We start from the raw sequence: 15,045 nt of genomic DNA, 5'->3' as shown, positions 1-15,045 counted from the left end.
AGACGGGCCTAGTATGCCCGGCGGTGGCTGCAAAAAAAACGCTCGGACGACGTGGCCGTCAGACATTTCATACAAAACCGGCCCGCCAGCGACTGGCGGGCCGGTTTGAGGGGCTTACTTGGCGACCAGAATCGGCGTGCCGGTCATTTCTTGCGGGATTTCCATGCCAAGCAGCATCAGCATGGTCGGCGCCACGTCTGCCAATACACCGCCTTCACGTACCTTCAGGTCACGCTTGCCTACATAAACGAAAGGCACCGGCTCTGTGGTGTGGGCGGTGTGGGGCTGGTGGGTCTCCTCGTTGGTCATCTGTTCGACGTTACCGTGGTCGGCCGTGATCAGCGCTTCGCCGCCGACTTTTTCCAGCGCCTGGGTGATGCGGCCAACGCAGACGTCCAGGCATTCGACGGCCTTGACCGCTGCTTCCATGATCCCGCTGTGGCCGACCATGTCGCCGTTGGCGTAGTTGACGACGATCACGTCGTAACGCTGATGCTCGATCGCGTCGACGATTCTGTCGGTGACTTCAGGCGCGCTCATTTCCGGCTGCAGGTCGTAGGTCGCGACTTTAGGGGACGGGATCAGGATGCGTTCTTCGCCGGGGAACGGTTCTTCACGGCCGCCCGAGAAGAAGAACGTCACGTGGGCGTACTTCTCGGTCTCGGCGATGCGCAGCTGCGTCTTGCCGTTGTTCGAGAGGTATTCACCCAGCACGTTGTGCAGGCCGGCTTTTTCGAACGCCGCAGGCGCGTCGATGTTGGCGGCGTACTTGGTCAGCGTGATGAAACCGGCCAGTCTGGCCTGACGACGACGGGCGAAGTCCGCGAAATCGTCTTCGACGAACACGCGGGTCAGTTCGCGGGCACGGTCGGAGCGGAAGTTCATGAACACCACCGCGTCGCCGTCTTCCACTGTCACCGGCGCACCGATGCTGGTGGCTTTGACAAATTCGTCGTTTTCGCCACGCTCATAAGCGGCGTCCAGCGCGGCCTTGGCGTTGTCGGCGTGGAATTCCGAGGTGCCGTCGACGATCAGGTTGTAGGCGGATTCGACACGGTCCCAGCGATTGTCGCGGTCCATGGCGAAGTAACGGCCGATGATCGTGGCGGTGCGACCTTTGCCCAGGCGCGCGTAGGCGGCTTCCATGGTGGCGAGGTATTGATGCGCGCTGCGCGGTGGCGTGTCGCGGCCATCAAGGAAGGCGTGCAAGTAGATCTTGTCGGCGCCGCGCTGGGCAGCCAGCTCAACCATCGCCACCAAGTGATCTTCATGGCTGTGAACGCCGCCGTCGGACAGCAGGCCGAGGATGTGGACGGCCTTGCCAGCACCAACGGCCTGATCGACGGCTTTGCAGATGGCGGGGTTTTCGAAGAACTCGCCGTCGCGGATTGCTTTGGTCACGCGAGTGAAGTCCTGATACACCACGCGGCCGGCGCCCAGGTTCATGTGGCCGACTTCGGAGTTGCCCATCTGCCCGTCAGGCAGACCGACATCCATGCCGGACCCGGAGATCAAACCGTTCGGCATTGTCTGGTACAGGCGATCAAAGACCGGCATCTTCGCTGCGTAGACCGCATTGCCGTGGTGGCTGTCGCTGTGTCCGAAGCCGTCCAGGATGATCAGAACCAAAGGTTTAGGCGTGGTAGTCATGAATCCCACTCTTGGCTAATAGGTGAAGTAGAAAAAAGATCGACAGTTTAGGGACAAGTTCAAATCAGCGACAAGCTAAACGGCGTCACTGCCGTACGGGCTTTGGCCCACCTTGGGGGCTGTGTATACTGGCCGACATTTTAACGCCCTGGAACCTGATGATGGTTGCTCACCTGATTGAATTTGCCACGAATCACTATTTGCTGACGGGTGCTTTCGTCATCCTGCTGGGCCTGCTGATCGCAACGGAGCTTAGCAAAGGTGGCCGCAGCCTGAGCACCGGCGAATTGACCGCGATGGTCAACCGCGATGAAGCCGTTGTCATCGACGTTCGTGCCAAGAAAGACTTCACTGCCGGCCACATCGTCGGCGCCGTGAATTTCCCCCAGGACAAAATCCTGACCCGCACAGCGGAACTGGAGAAGTTCAAGCCTAAGACCCTGATCATCGTCGACGCCGCTGGCCAGCACGCCGGCCATACCGCTCGTGAACTGTTGAAAGCGGGCTTCAACGCCGCCAAGCTGTCCGGTGGTGTTTCATCATGGCGCGGCGACAATCTGCCGTTGGTGAAGTGACATGACAGACGTCGTCGTCTACTCCAGCGATTACTGCCCTTATTGCTCCCGCGCGAAGTCGCTGCTGGCGGGCAAGGGCGTTGGCTTCCAAGAGATCAAGGTCGACGGCAAGCCACAGGTTCGCGCTGAAATGACCAAGAAAGCCGGGCGTACCTCGGTTCCGCAGATCTGGATCGGCTCGATCCATGTTGGCGGTTGCGATGACCTGTTCGCCCTGGAGCGCGCCGGCAAGCTGGATAAGCTGCTGAGCGCCTGAATTCGAGCCGGGATGTGGAAGCAATGGTTTGTTGCACAGCCCGGAAGCCTACAAGACCTCAATGCAAGGATTTGAGATGACTGATCAACCGAATAACGGCGCCATTTCCAACGAAGAAGAAGCACCGCAGTTTTCCCTGCAACGCATCTATGTTCGCGACTTGTCGTTCGAAGCGCCAAAAAGCCCGGCGATCTTCCGTCAGGAATGGACCCCGAGCGTCAGCCTGGACCTGAACACCCGCCAGAAGCAGCTGGAAAATGACTTCTACGAAGTCGTGCTGACCCTGTCCGTTGAAGTGAAGAACGGCGACGAAATCGCCTTCATCGCTGAAGTCCAGCAAGCCGGTATCTTCCTGATCAAGGGCCTGGATGCCAGCTCGATGAGCCACACCCTCGGCGCGTTCTGCCCGAACATCCTCTTCCCGTACGCTCGCGAAACCATCGACAGCCTGGTTGTCCGTGGTTCGTTCCCTGCGCTGATGCTGGCCCCGGTGAACTTCGACGCCCTGTACGCGCAAGAACTGCAACGCATGCAGGAAAGCGGCGAAATGCCAACGCCTACCGTCCAGTAAGCGTTGTCGCTGCAATAAAAAAGCGCCTGTATGGGCGCTTTTTTGTGGGCGGCGTATGAGGTACGGGCCGGGGCTGCTACTTGAACCCCAACTGCCGCCAGCCTTCATACACGGCAACCGCCACAGTATTCGACAGGTTCAGACTGCGGCAGCCTTCGCGCATCGGCAGGCGCAGGCGTTGGTCGCTCGACAGCGGATCCAGAACCTCCGGCGGCAGGCCCCGGCTTTCCGGGCCGAAGAGGAAGGCATCACCTTCTTCGAATTGCGCATCGTGGAAAACCCGCGAGCCCTTTGTGGTAAAAGCAAACAGCCGCGGGTGGCCAATGCTTTCAAGGCAGCTCGGCAGGTCGGCGTGACGATGCAGCGTGGCGTATTCGTGGTAATCAAGGCCGGCTCGACGCAGGCGCTTGTCATCCAGCTCGAAGCCCAGCGGCTCGATCAAATGCAGGCTGCAGCCGCTGTTGGCGCAGAGTCTGATGATGTTGCCGGTATTCGGCGGAATTTCTGGTTGAAAAAGGATCACGTGAAACATGCACGGCTCCGAACGAAAGGACGGGATGCATTCTACCCCTGAAGAAGACCCCAGGCCGAAGCTGTGGCCCAAGTTTCTGGGGTCGGTGGCGATCGTCGGTGTGATGGTAGGGCTGATGATCGGCCGCGTGACGACCCCGGACCCCATCCAGTTGCAAACCATTGAAGCGCTGCCGAACGGCGTTGCCGTGTGGTTCAACCGCGAACCGCAGCTCCATGGCGAACACATCGACGGCGCGGTGGCGTTGCTGTTTAACGCCCAGGGCCAGTCGCAGAAAGGCGAACTGAAGCTCAACGGCAAAGACGTGCGCTGGAGGGTGCAACGAAGTGATAAGGGGTTGTTGCTGAACCTGCTGGCGGCCCGTCCTCTGCACGGCGACTGGCGCGGTGCAACCCAGGACGGGCGCTGGAGACTGGAGGTCAGTCTCCGAGAGGAATAAAAGAGGGGAATCCCCGGCCTGCCTGTACCAAGGTCCCCAAAACTGGTGATGTATAACCCATTGCAGCGTGCGTGCCAGTTTTGAGAAAACTCTGTAGGAATATTCGTAATGTCCTGCAGGTGTCCGGTTTAGGGCCTTGTAGACTCTGTTTTTTCAGTGCCTGCGTGGAGCTTAGGTTCGAATCGGCTTTCGGAGTTGGACGTTTGGTGAGCGTTTTTGCACGCTATTCGCGCATTTTCCGCACTTAAGTGACCAAAGTGATGCACGCAGGAAGGGTGGCCTCCGTAAGCGCACCTTAAATCATTGACCATGGGTAGTTGACTGGCGTGGTTCGCATACGCAACCGCCCACGCAGTGGCTCCATCGAAAGAGCGTGTTCCCCGCTGGCGTTTCATCGAAACGTCACAATTTGTAAATACGATCGCGACGCCCGCTCAGAGATGATCTTGCCGAATCGTAGGCTGCCCTGCGGGCAGATCTGGAGGGCGGCAGGTGGAAAGCGGCGAATGTGAGGTTCGATTCGAGCGCGGAAGACATTTTTCGGGACGTTTGCAAAAAACAGACGGACTGCAGGGTGACAACTGCAATATTCCCGACTACCCAAGCCGAAAAATCATTGATTTCAGTAGCTTATAACCGTATTTCTCAACCGGTTTCGCACGCAGACCGTGACTTGCCGGTCAAGTTCCAGTTGTACGACGGCTCCAAACGTACCGATCTGACGAACGGCACTGAAATATGATTTGGGAATTACGGATTAGGGCCGATACACTCCGCAACGGACGGCTGAAACGGCTTGTGACATATAACTGCCTGGCATAAAGGCAGGTCTCAAAAGTCGTTTTGGGTTTAAAGGATTTACCTTACCTCGCAGCCAGTTGTAACGCGGTCTAGTCAATTAGTCTTGGGGCCATTGACTCACCGAGTCAGGTCCGGCGCTAATCGCGCATCCTCGGTTTTGAGCCTTAGGCTCGGGCCCGGGAACTACAAAAATTAGATTCATGAGGAGCGATACACAATGAAGAAGTCCACCCTGGCCTTGGCCGTATGCGCAGGTGTCTTGGCTACTCAGGCTGGTGCAGCTGGTTTCCTGGATGACAGCAAAGCGACACTTAGTTCCCGTACTTTGTATTTCGAGCAAGATCCACGTGAGAACCCGGCTACCGGTAAAGCGCAGGATCAGCGTCAGACCACCCAGGGTTTCCTGTTCAACTTCATCTCGGGCTACACCCCGGGCACCGTTGGTTTCGGTCTTGACGTTCAAGGCATGTACGGCATCAACCTGAGCGGTGGTATCGATAACCGCAACCCTAACGGCAGCACTGCGAACACCGTTTCCCCGACATCTACCGACGGTACGCCGGTGGCTGACTGGGCGCGTGCCGGTGCAAACGCTAAGGTCAAACTGTCCAAGACCGAGCTGAAAGTCGGTAACGCGCTGCAGCCTAACCTGCCGATCCTGGTATCGAACGATGGTCGTCTGCTGCCGCAAACCTTCGAGGGTGGCATCGTCACTTCCAAGGAAATCGACGGTCTGACGCTGACCGCTGGTAAATTGACCAAGGCTGCCGGTCGTGCGTCCACCAACTACGATGACCTGTCTCTGGGTGGTGGTACCAAAGGCTCCAATAACTTCCAGTTCGCTGGCGGCGATTACAAGGTCACCAAAGACCTGACTGTTCAGTACTACTACGCCAACCTGGAAGATTATTACAAGCAACAGTTCCTCGGCCTGGTACATGTCCTGCCGATCGCTGAAGATCAGTCGTTCAAGACTGACCTGCGCTACTTCCACAGCACCTCCGATGGCAAGAACGGCCAAACCGCCAACACCGGTTACAAGTTCAACAACAACGGCTACAGCGACAACGGTGAAGTCGACAACAACACCTGGACCGCAATGTTCACCTACACCCTGGGTGGCAACGCATTCCTGTTGGGCTACCAGTCTGTCAGTGACGACGGCGCCATGCCGATCATCAACAACGGTAGCGTCGTTGATAGCCGCGGCCGCAACGAAGGCGAAGGCGGTAACAGCGTTTACCTGTTCACCGACAGCATGATCACCAACTTCACCCGCACCGGTGAGAAGACCAAGTTCGGTCAGTACTCGTACGACTTCGCACGCTTGGGCGTTCCAGGCTTGAAAGCAGCCGTTGCGTACCTGAAAGGCGACCAGATCCGCCTGCAGAACGCTTCGCTGGGACGTGGTTCGGAGTGGGAACGTGACATGCGTATCGACTACGTGTTCCAGGACGGCTTCATGAAAGGCTTTGGGGTGACCCTGCGTCGTGCCAGCCTGCGTTCTGACTCCGATCTGTACGCCAGCCAGCAAGACATTGACCAGACCCGTCTGGTCCTCAACTACACCTACGCCTTCAAATAAGCGTGATGTGTTGAAAAGAGCCCCGCTTAGGCGGGGCTTTTTTATGCCTGAAACCCTGCCATTCAGCACGAATCGTTCCTTTTGTTTTCAGATGCCGGGATGCACAGTGATTGATAACTCATTATCCAAGGAGCACGACTAAATGGGCCTTAAACTCGGCGACATCGCACCCGACTTCGAACAGAACTCCAGCGAAGGACCGATCAGGTTTCACGAGTGGCTGGACGGCAAATGGGCGGTATTGTTTTCGCACCCCGCTGACTTCACCCCCGTCTGCACCACCGAGCTGGGCTTCACCGCAAAACTGAAAGACGAATTCGACAAGCGCAACGTCAAGGCGATTGCCCTGTCCGTTGACTCGGCCGAATCCCACACCAAGTGGATCGGCGACATCAACACAACGCAGAACACCATCGTGAACTTCCCGATCCTGGCGGACGAGGATCGCAAGGTCTCCGAGCTTTACGACCTGATCCACCCCAATGCCAGCGAAACCCTGACGGTGCGTTCGCTGTTCGTGATCGACCCGAACAAGAAGATCCGCCTGACCATCACCTACCCGGCCAGCACCGGGCGCAACTTCCACGAGATACTGCGTGTGATTGATTCGCTGCAGCTGACCGACAACTTCAAAGTCGCCACGCCGGCGAATTGGAAGGACGGCGAAGACGTTGTCATCGTGCCGTCGATCAAGGACGAAGCAGAGATCAAAGAGCGCTTTCCCAAAGGCTATACAGCCGTTACACCTTACCTGCGTCTGACGCCACAGCCGAACCGCTGACACACACGCTTCAACCACGACATTAGGGCCGATTTATCGGCCCTTTTTTATGAGCTCTGTGTTCGATCAACTGCGTTCAAGTTCAAGAAGCCGCGTAATGCTCTCACCTGTAGGAGCGCGCTTGCCCGCGATTGCGGTCTTCCTGTGACATGAGCATCGTCTGAAATGATGCATTCGCGGGCAAGCGCGCTCCCACAGGGTAGGGCGTCGGATAACGGCGGCGTTTATATTCTTTTTGGTGCTAACCAAATGAATAAATATGATTTTAGAGAATAACCATCCCCTGTTATGGTCTTTTCGTCCTGGCGAGATCGCCGGCCATGAATCCCTTTCTGCCTTACTGGTCCGCCATCGGACGAGCAGGTGCCACCTCTTAGCTACACACCAAAGGAGCGTGCCATGGGCACCGTTATTTTGCGTCGAGGCCTGGTCGCTCTGTTTGCTGCGGCGGTTTCTTTCGGCGTCCTTGCTCAGGCGCAGGCCGACACCTTGCGCATCGGTTATCAGAAATACGGCACGCTGGTGCTACTCAAGGCCAAAGGCTCGCTCGAGAAAAAACTCGCCGATCAAGGCGTGCAGGTCCAGTGGACCGAGTTTCCCGGTGGCCCGCAGCTGCTTGAAGGCCTGAACGTGGGCTCGATCGACTTCGGCGTAACCGGCGAAACCCCGCCCGTGTTTGCACAGGCTGCCGGCGCTGATCTGCTGTATGTCGCCGCCGAACCGCCAGCGCCCACCAGCGAAGCGATCCTGGTGCCCAAGGATTCGCCGATCACTTCGGTCAAAGACCTCAAAGGCAAGAAAGTCGTCCTCAACAAAGGCTCCAACGTGCACTACCTGTTGGTGCGCGCCTTGGAAGAAGCCGGCTTGAAGTACACCGATATCCAGACCGTTTTCCTGCCGCCCGCCGATGCCCGTGCAGCCTTCGAACGCGGTAGCGTCGATGCCTGGGTGATCTGGGATCCTTACCAGGCCGCCGCCGAGCAGCAACTTCAGGCCAAGACCCTGCGCGACGGCAAAGGCATTGTCGACAACAACCAGTTCTACCTGGCGACCAAACCCTATGCGCAGCAGCATCCCAAGGTGATCCAGACCCTGGTTGAGGAAGTGCGCGCCGTTGGCGAATGGTCCAAGGCCAACCCAGAGGAGGTCACCAAGCAGGTCGCGCCGCTGCTCGGCCTGCCGGAAGACATCACCCGCACGGCGGTGAAGCGTCAGGGTTACGGTGCCGTGTTCATCACACCCGAGACGGTCGCGGCGCAACAGAAAATCGCCGACACCTTCTACCAGCTCAAGCTGATCCCTAAACCGTTGCGCATTGCTGATGTGATCTGGACGCCACCCGCTGCTGTCGCGAAAGCGCAGTAAGCCCGGCATTGGAAGGAGACAACTCCATGAGCGTGGAAAGAGTCACCCACAGACTGGCGCCTTGGTTGCTACCGGCGCTGTTGCTGGCGATCTGGCAGCTGGCGGTCAGCGCGGGCTGGTTGTCGACCCGCATTCTGCCGGCGCCGAGCGCTGTGATCGAGGCCGGCGTCACGCTGGTGCGCAGCGGCGAAATCTGGACCCATCTGGCGATCAGTGGCTGGCGTGCAGGGATTGGCTTTGCCATCGGCGGCGCGATCGGTCTGGCGCTCGGCTTCATTACCGGGCTGTCGAAATGGGGCGAAAGGCTGCTCGACAGCTCGGTGCAGATGATCCGCAACGTGCCCCACCTAGCGCTGATTCCGCTGGTCATCCTGTGGTTCGGCATCGACGAGACCGCGAAGATATTTCTGGTGGCGCTGGGCACGCTGTTCCCGATTTACCTGAACACGTACCACGGTATTCGCAATATCGACCCGGCGCTGGTGGAGATGTCCCGTAGCTACGGTTTGAGCGGCTTTGGACTGTTCCGCCACGTGATTCTGCCGGGCGCAATGCCTTCGATTTTGGTCGGCGTGCGGTTCGCGCTGGGCTTCATGTGGCTGACCCTGATCGTCGCGGAAACCATCTCGGCCAACTCCGGCATCGGGTATCTGGCGATGAATGCCCGGGAGTTTCTGCAGACCGACGTGGTGGTACTGGCGATCGTCCTCTACGCCGTACTCGGCAAACTGGCAGACCTCGCGGCGCGTGGTCTGGAACGGGTCTGCCTGCGTTGGCACCCGGCGTATCAAGTGGCTAAAGGTGGCGCGCAATGAGCAATCTCCAACAACCGGCGAACCTGTTGCGCGGAATTCCCTTGCAGGTCCGCAAGCTGAAGAAGACCTTCGGCCCGCGGGAAGTCTTGAAAGACATCGATCTGCACATCCCGGCCGGTCAGTTCGTGGCGGTCGTGGGCAGAAGCGGCTGCGGCAAGAGCACCTTGCTGCGCCTGCTGGCGGGGCTTGATCAACCGTCGAGCGGCCAACTGCTCGCCGGTAACGGCTCGCTGGCGGATGCGCGGGAAGACACCCGACTGATGTTCCAGGAGGCGCGCTTGCTGCCCTGGAAAAAGATTATCGACAACGTCGGCCTTGGCCTCAGCGGCGACTGGCGTGGCAAAGCGCTGGAAGCGCTGGAGGCCGTGGGTTTGGCCGAGCGTGCCAACGAATGGCCGGCGGCGTTATCAGGGGGGCAAAAACAACGCGTGGCGCTGGCCCGTGCGCTGATTCACCAGCCGCGCTTGTTGCTGCTCGACGAGCCCCTTGGCGCGCTGGATGCTCTGACCCGAATCGAGATGCAGCAGTTGATCGAAAACCTGTGGAAGAAGCACGGCTTCACCGTCTTGCTGGTCACCCACGACGTCAGCGAAGCCGTCGCCATTGCCGACCGGGTCTTGCTGATCGAAGAGGGCCGCATCGGTCTTGATTTGCAGGTTGATCTGGCCCGTCCGAGGGCGCGCGGCTCCTACTCACTGGCCGCGCTGGAAACCGAAGTGCTCAACCGCGTGTTGTCGCTGCCAGGCAACCCGCCCGACCCCGAACCGACTTCACCGCTGCCCACGCAACTGCGTTGGGCCAACTAACTCCAGAGGCAATCTTGCCCTCGGAACTGATCTCACAAAGGAAGCCTTACCATGACTATCAAAGCCATCAACGTGCGTAACCAGTTCAAAGGCACCATCAAGGAAATCGTCACCGGCGACGTGCTGTCCGAGATCGACGTGCAGACCGCGTCGGGTGTCGTTACCTCTGTCATCACCACCCGCTCGGTGAAAGAGCTGGAGCTGGTAGTCGGCAGCGAAGTGATCGCGTTCGTGAAATCCACCGAGGTGTCGATCGCCAAGTTGTGATCGATGCTGGATCGCAAGCGACGTCCCTGCGTTTAGGAGCGCGCTTGCCCGCGAATGTGGGGTGTCAGTGACTGGATATTTAGCTGACCCACCGCATTCGCGGGCAAGCGCGCTCCTACAGTGGATCTTGGCCACGCACGCAATCGTCGGCGCACACAGGAATTCGTAGGAGCCGGCTTGCTGGCGAACGCGGTGGCTTTGAGACGAAGATGTCGACAGACCCACCGCAATCGCGAGCAAGCTCACTCCTACAGTGGATCTCGGCCACGCACGCAATCGTTGGCGCCTACGGAGCCAGTTAATCCACAGCCGTTGCGTTGTTTAACTAGACTGAAATCTGCCGGGGGCTACGGGTTTTGTGAGCGCTTCGGCAAATACGGTGGCAGGTACAGCCCCAGGTACGCATCAAACACCCGCAGTCCTTCCTCGGCCATGCGCGGGGTGATCGCGTTGTGCAGTTGCACCGAGCGCGCGTACACCCGATCCGCAAGTTCCAGCGCCAGGGCAAACACCTCAACATCATCGGGCAACGTCGGCAGTTGAAAATGCCGGGCGAACAACTCATGCATGAGGTTGCCCAGCTCAATGTCATGCTGACGATCCGCCTGCGTGACTTCGGTCAGGCCGTGCTGTGCGAGGATCAACTGCCGTGCGGCGGCGTCGTCGCTGTAAATCGCGAGCATGCGCGATTCCACCACGTAGGAAAGGTCACGCCACTGGTTCAACTGATCATGATCGATGGGCTGCTGCAGGCTTTCGCGAAACGCTTCGTGGACATCGGCCGTGAGCGCTTCGAGCAGCGCCGGCACGCTGGCGAAGAAGTGATACACGGAAGAGGGCGGGATCTCGGCCCGTTCGGCGACGCTGTAGATGGAAAGGCTCCCCACGCCGTCCGAGGCCAGCAGCGCACGTGCGGCATCAAGGATCGAGTCGATCCGCGCCTGACTGCGTGCACGAGGTTTGCGGGGTGGGGCGAGGCGGGTCATCAGTTCTCTCTCGGTCGGGGCCGCCGGCATTCTACAGTGGCAGCCGGGAGATTGCCTTCCCGGCTGAGGCCGGTCCCACAGGATGTCCGCGCAGCTCATGAATGAAAAACGCCACCGATTCTCTCGAAAAGGTGGCGTTTTCTTGACCGTGCAGCCATCAAACCGTATGCAGATACCAGTTGTACTCAAGGTCGGAGATGGAGTGCTCGAACTCCTCCAGCTCACTTTCCTTGCACGCAACGAAGATATCGATGTACTTCGGATCGATGTACTTGGCCATGACTTCGCTGTCGTCCAGCTCGCGCAGTGCATCACGCAGGTTGTTCGGCAAGCTCTGCTCGTTCTGCTCGTAGGAGTTGCCTTCTACGGGCGGACCGGGCTCGATCTGATTGGTCAGGCCATGGTGAATGCCTGCCAGCACCGAAGCCATCAGCAGATACGGGTTGGCATCCGCACCGGCAACCCGGTGTTCGATGCGTACCGAGTCGGCCGTTCCGGTAGGTACGCGCACGGCCACGGTCCGGTTATCCAGACCCCAGCACGGCGAGTTCGGAACGTAGAACTGGGCACCAAACCTGCGGTATGAATTGACGTTCGGGCACAGGAACGCCATCTGCGCGGGTAGGGTCTCGAGCACACCGCCGATCGCATGACGCAATGCGGCGTTCTGCTCGGGATCCTCGCTGGTGAAGATGTTTTTGCCATCACGATCAAGGATCGAAATGTGCACGTGCAGACCGTTACCCGCCTGGCCTGGATAAGGCTTGGCCATGAAGGTGGTGTCCATCTCATGGTCGTAGGCGATGTTCTTGATCAGGCGCTTGAGCAGTACTGCGTAATCACAGGCTTTCAGCGCGTCGGCGGTATGGTGCAGGTTCACTTCGAACTGCGCCGGAGCACTTTCCTTGACGATTGCGTCGGCCGGAATGCCTTGCTCTTTTGCACCTTCCAGAATGTCCTGGAGGCAGTCGACGTACTCGTCCAGGTCATCGATCAGGTAAACCTGCGTCGAGTGTGGACGTTTGCCGGAGATCGGCGAGCGCGGCGGTTGCGGACGGCCGTTCACGTTTTCCTGATCGATCAGGTAGAACTCAAGCTCGAATGCAGCGCAGATGGTCAGGCCCATCTCGTCGAACTTGCTGACAACCTGGCGCAGCACTTCGCGCGGATCCGCGAAGAAGGGCGTGCCTTCCAGTTCGTGCATGGTCATCAGGAGTTGTGCGGTAGGACGCTTCTGCCAGGGCTCATTGCAGAGAGTGTCGGGGATTGGATAGCAGATTCGGTCAGCGTCACCGATGTCCAGACCCAGACCGGTGCTTTCCACCGTCGAGCCGTTGATATCCAGTGCGAATAGGGAAGCTGGGAGGTTGATGCCTTTCTCGTAAACCTTATGAAGGCTGGTGCGTTCGATGCGCTTGCCGCGCACCACTCCATTCATATCTGCAATCAGAAGGTCAACGTATAGAACCTCAGGATGTTCCTTAAGGAACGCGTTCGCTTCGTTGAGCTGAACGGCACGCGGGGGTACCGACATGATGCAACACCTTTGTTGTTGAAAATATCAATCATCGAGCATTACGGGTTTCAGTCAATCCGAAAGGCCAGACGAAGTCAAGGGAGCCCTGATTTGCCCTAAAAGGGCGCCGGGACGCCACTTTCGCCGCACTTTAGGGCAGGTTTTGTGCGCTGAGCGTCATGGAAACTGCGGGCTTGAGCAGGGCGTTTTTTATTTTTTACGGGTGTGTTGTGGAAAAAAATGAACAACGCTAAGCTCGATTGCAACCCATAACAGCAATAATACCGGGGGTCCCATGCTTCGCCTTCCGCTGATCGGCCTTACCGCCTGCACTCAGCCATTCGGGCGCCTGTTTTTCACATCACACGCTTTCAGTGTAGCGGTCCGGCAGGCTCGCCGGGCATTGCGAATGCGTCTGCGTGGCACCTCGACACCTTACTCTTTATCCACGCACCCATTCCACCGGGCGCGCCTTTTGCTTCGGCTGACTAACCCGGCCCTAGCTCTCTGCGGCATCCGCGGCCGCGCGTTTTGCACAGGCACGACTATCTTTGAGTCTTCCAGGCAGTGGGCGATTGCAGGACCGGCTTCAGCCGGGAAGGGGCCGGTAACTTAGACGATGCCTGCTGAAAACCAGCAGCACCGCCAGCGCTTCAAAGAACGCCTGACCGCCATGACGGCGACCAGGAATTAAAACCCTGAGGTATTTATGAGTACCAACCTCGACCAGCTCACCGATTGGTTGAAAGAACACAGGATTACCGAAGTCGAATGCATGATCGCCGACCTCACCGGTATCACACGGGGCAAGATTTCACCGACCAACAAGTTCATTGCTGAAAAGGGCATGCGCTTGCCGGAAAGCGTACTGCTCCAGACCGTGACGGGCGATTACGTCGAAGACGACATCTACTACGAATTGCTGGACCCTGCAGACATCGACATGTTCTGCCGTCCTGACCAGAGCGCGGTGTTTCTGGTGCCCTGGGCCATAGAGCCGACTGCGCAGGTGATTCACGACACCTACGACAAGCAAGGCAATCCGATCGAGCTGTCCCCGCGCAACGTCCTCAAGAAAGTCCTCAAGCTCTATGCTGACCAGGGCTGGCAGCCCATTGTGGCGCCGGAGATGGAGTTCTACCTGACCAAGCGAAGCGACGACCCCGACTACCCGCTGCAGCCGCCGGTTGGGCGCTCGGGTCGTCCGGAAACGGGTCGTCAGTCGTTCTCCATCGAAGCCGCCAACGAATTCGACCCGCTCTTCGAAGACGTCTACGACTGGTGCGAACTGCAAAACCTCGACCTGGACACGCTGATTCACGAAGACGGCACCGCGCAGATGGAGATTAACTTCCGTCACGGCGACGCATTGTCTCTGGCGGACCAGATTCTGGTGTTCAAGCGCACCATGCGCGAAGCCGCCCTCAAGCACGATGTGGCAGCGACTTTCATGGCCAAGCCCATGACCGGCGAGCCCGGCAGCGCCATGCACCTGCACCAGAGCATCATCGACATCGAGACGGGCAAGAACATCTTCTCCAATGAAGATGGCACGATGAGTCAGCTGTTTCTGCAACACATCGGCGGTCTGCAAAAGCTGATCCCCGAGCTGTTGCCGCTGTTTGCGCCCAACGTCAACTCGTTCCGCCGCTTCCTGCCGGACACCTCCGCGCCGGTGAACGTTGAGTGGGGCGAAGAAAACCGCACCGTTGGCCTGCGCGTTCCCGACGCCGGCCCGCAGAACCGCCGTGTGGAAAACCGTCTGCCCGGTGCCGATGCCAATCCGTATCTGGCCATCGCCGCCAGCCTGTTGTGCGGTTTCATCGGCATGGTCGAGGGCCTGAACCCCAGCGCCCCTGTGGTCGGCCGTGGTTACGAGCGTCGTAACCTGCGCTTGCCGTTGACCATCGAAGACGCGCTGGAGCGCATGGAAAACAGCAAGACGGTCGAAAAGTACCTCGGCAAGAAATTCATCACCGGCTACGTCGCGGTCAAGCGCGCCGAGCACGAAAACTTCAAGCGTGTGATCAGTTCGTGGGAGCGGGAATTCCTGCTCTTTGCCGTCTGACGTCACGGGGCGTCGCTGGATCCGAATGAATC

Annotated in this window: 15 protein-coding genes; 11 read left to right on the top strand and 4 right to left on the bottom strand. The window is 58.7% G+C overall.

What is annotated here, in order from left to right:
* Nucleotides 1–114: 114 nt before the first annotated feature.
* Nucleotides 115–1,650, bottom strand: a complete 1,536-nt coding sequence (gpmI, locus tag ACYAR8_RS24910; protein ID WP_463581359.1) for a 2,3-bisphosphoglycerate-independent phosphoglycerate mutase — start codon at nucleotides 1,648–1,650, stop codon at nucleotides 115–117.
* 161 nt (nucleotides 1,651–1,811) lie between these two features.
* On the opposite strand from gpmI, the gene ACYAR8_RS24905 reads away from it, so the two are divergent.
* The 3 genes from ACYAR8_RS24905 to secB all read left to right on the top strand — a co-directional run bounded on the left by ACYAR8_RS24905 (nucleotide 1,812) and on the right by secB (nucleotide 3,052).
* A complete protein-coding gene (locus tag ACYAR8_RS24905; RefSeq protein ID WP_065987378.1) occupies nucleotides 1,812–2,225 on the top strand; it encodes a rhodanese-like domain-containing protein in 414 nt (137 codons plus the stop codon).
* Nucleotide 2,226: 1 nt separating this feature from the next.
* On the top strand, nucleotides 2,227–2,481 hold the full coding sequence (grxC, locus tag ACYAR8_RS24900; protein WP_074889802.1) for a glutaredoxin 3: 255 nt from the start codon (nucleotides 2,227–2,229) through the stop codon (nucleotides 2,479–2,481).
* 76 nt (nucleotides 2,482–2,557) lie between these two features.
* Entirely contained in the window at nucleotides 2,558–3,052 is a 495-nt protein-coding gene (secB, locus tag ACYAR8_RS24895; RefSeq protein WP_074889799.1) for a protein-export chaperone SecB, read from the top strand.
* Nucleotides 3,053–3,128: 76 nt separating this feature from the next.
* Here the strand turns inward: secB and ACYAR8_RS24890 are convergent, their stop codons facing one another.
* The gene (locus ACYAR8_RS24890) at nucleotides 3,129–3,584 is read right to left on the bottom strand and encodes a tRNA (cytidine(34)-2'-O)-methyltransferase (RefSeq protein WP_037016260.1); all 456 of its coding nucleotides are present in this window, start codon (nucleotides 3,582–3,584) and stop codon (nucleotides 3,129–3,131) included.
* Here ACYAR8_RS24890 and ACYAR8_RS24885 point away from each other — a divergent pair.
* The 7 genes from ACYAR8_RS24885 (at nucleotide 3,583) to ACYAR8_RS24855 (ending at nucleotide 10,443) form a co-directional block, all read left to right on the top strand.
* Entirely contained in the window at nucleotides 3,583–4,023 is a 441-nt protein-coding gene (locus ACYAR8_RS24885) for a hypothetical protein (RefSeq protein ID WP_463581358.1), read from the top strand. The two genes, ACYAR8_RS24890 and ACYAR8_RS24885, sit on opposite strands and share 2 nt — an antisense overlap.
* Before the next feature lie 1,018 nt (nucleotides 4,024–5,041).
* Entirely contained in the window at nucleotides 5,042–6,409 is a 1,368-nt protein-coding gene (locus tag ACYAR8_RS24880) for an OprD family porin (RefSeq protein WP_463581357.1), read from the top strand.
* Nucleotides 6,410–6,551: 142 nt separating this feature from the next.
* On the top strand, nucleotides 6,552–7,190 hold the full coding sequence (locus tag ACYAR8_RS24875; RefSeq protein ID WP_463581356.1) for a peroxiredoxin: 639 nt from the start codon (nucleotides 6,552–6,554) through the stop codon (nucleotides 7,188–7,190).
* Nucleotides 7,191–7,589: 399 nt separating this feature from the next.
* Nucleotides 7,590–8,555 carry a sulfonate ABC transporter substrate-binding protein gene (locus ACYAR8_RS24870; protein WP_463581355.1) on the top strand — a complete coding sequence of 322 codons (966 nt, stop codon included), beginning with the start codon at nucleotides 7,590–7,592 and terminating at the stop codon, nucleotides 8,553–8,555.
* A 26-nt stretch (nucleotides 8,556–8,581) separates the two neighbouring features.
* Nucleotides 8,582–9,370: an aliphatic sulfonate ABC transporter permease SsuC gene (ssuC, locus tag ACYAR8_RS24865; protein ID WP_108122760.1), complete on the top strand. Its 789-nt coding sequence runs from the start codon at nucleotides 8,582–8,584 to the stop codon at nucleotides 9,368–9,370.
* A complete protein-coding gene (ssuB, locus tag ACYAR8_RS24860; protein WP_463581354.1) occupies nucleotides 9,367–10,176 on the top strand; it encodes an aliphatic sulfonates ABC transporter ATP-binding protein in 810 nt (269 codons plus the stop codon). Before ssuC ends, ssuB begins: the two co-directional genes overlap by 4 nt.
* Nucleotides 10,177–10,227: 51 nt before the next feature.
* Complete coding sequence (locus ACYAR8_RS24855) at nucleotides 10,228–10,443, top strand: TOBE domain-containing protein (protein ID WP_037016233.1); 216 nt, start codon at nucleotides 10,228–10,230, stop codon at nucleotides 10,441–10,443.
* Between the two features lie 347 nt (nucleotides 10,444–10,790).
* Here the strand turns inward: ACYAR8_RS24855 and ACYAR8_RS24850 are convergent, their stop codons facing one another.
* The gene (locus ACYAR8_RS24850) at nucleotides 10,791–11,429 is read right to left on the bottom strand and encodes a TetR/AcrR family transcriptional regulator (protein ID WP_463581353.1); all 639 of its coding nucleotides are present in this window, start codon (nucleotides 11,427–11,429) and stop codon (nucleotides 10,791–10,793) included.
* A 157-nt stretch (nucleotides 11,430–11,586) separates the two neighbouring features.
* Nucleotides 11,587–12,963 (bottom strand): glutamine synthetase family protein, encoded by a 1,377-nt coding sequence (locus tag ACYAR8_RS24845; protein WP_065987362.1) that lies wholly within the window; start codon nucleotides 12,961–12,963, stop codon nucleotides 11,587–11,589.
* A gap of 691 nt (nucleotides 12,964–13,654) precedes the next feature.
* On the opposite strand from ACYAR8_RS24845, the gene ACYAR8_RS24840 reads away from it, so the two are divergent.
* The gene (locus tag ACYAR8_RS24840) at nucleotides 13,655–15,013 is read left to right on the top strand and encodes a glutamine synthetase family protein (protein ID WP_037016227.1); all 1,359 of its coding nucleotides are present in this window, start codon (nucleotides 13,655–13,657) and stop codon (nucleotides 15,011–15,013) included.
* The last annotated feature ends 32 nt before the right edge of the window (nucleotides 15,014–15,045 follow it).

The organism is Pseudomonas sp. HP_01 (assembly GCF_055284355.1).
The sequence above is the reverse complement of the archived record's forward strand: the minus strand, read 5'-3'. Positions and strand labels throughout refer to the sequence as shown.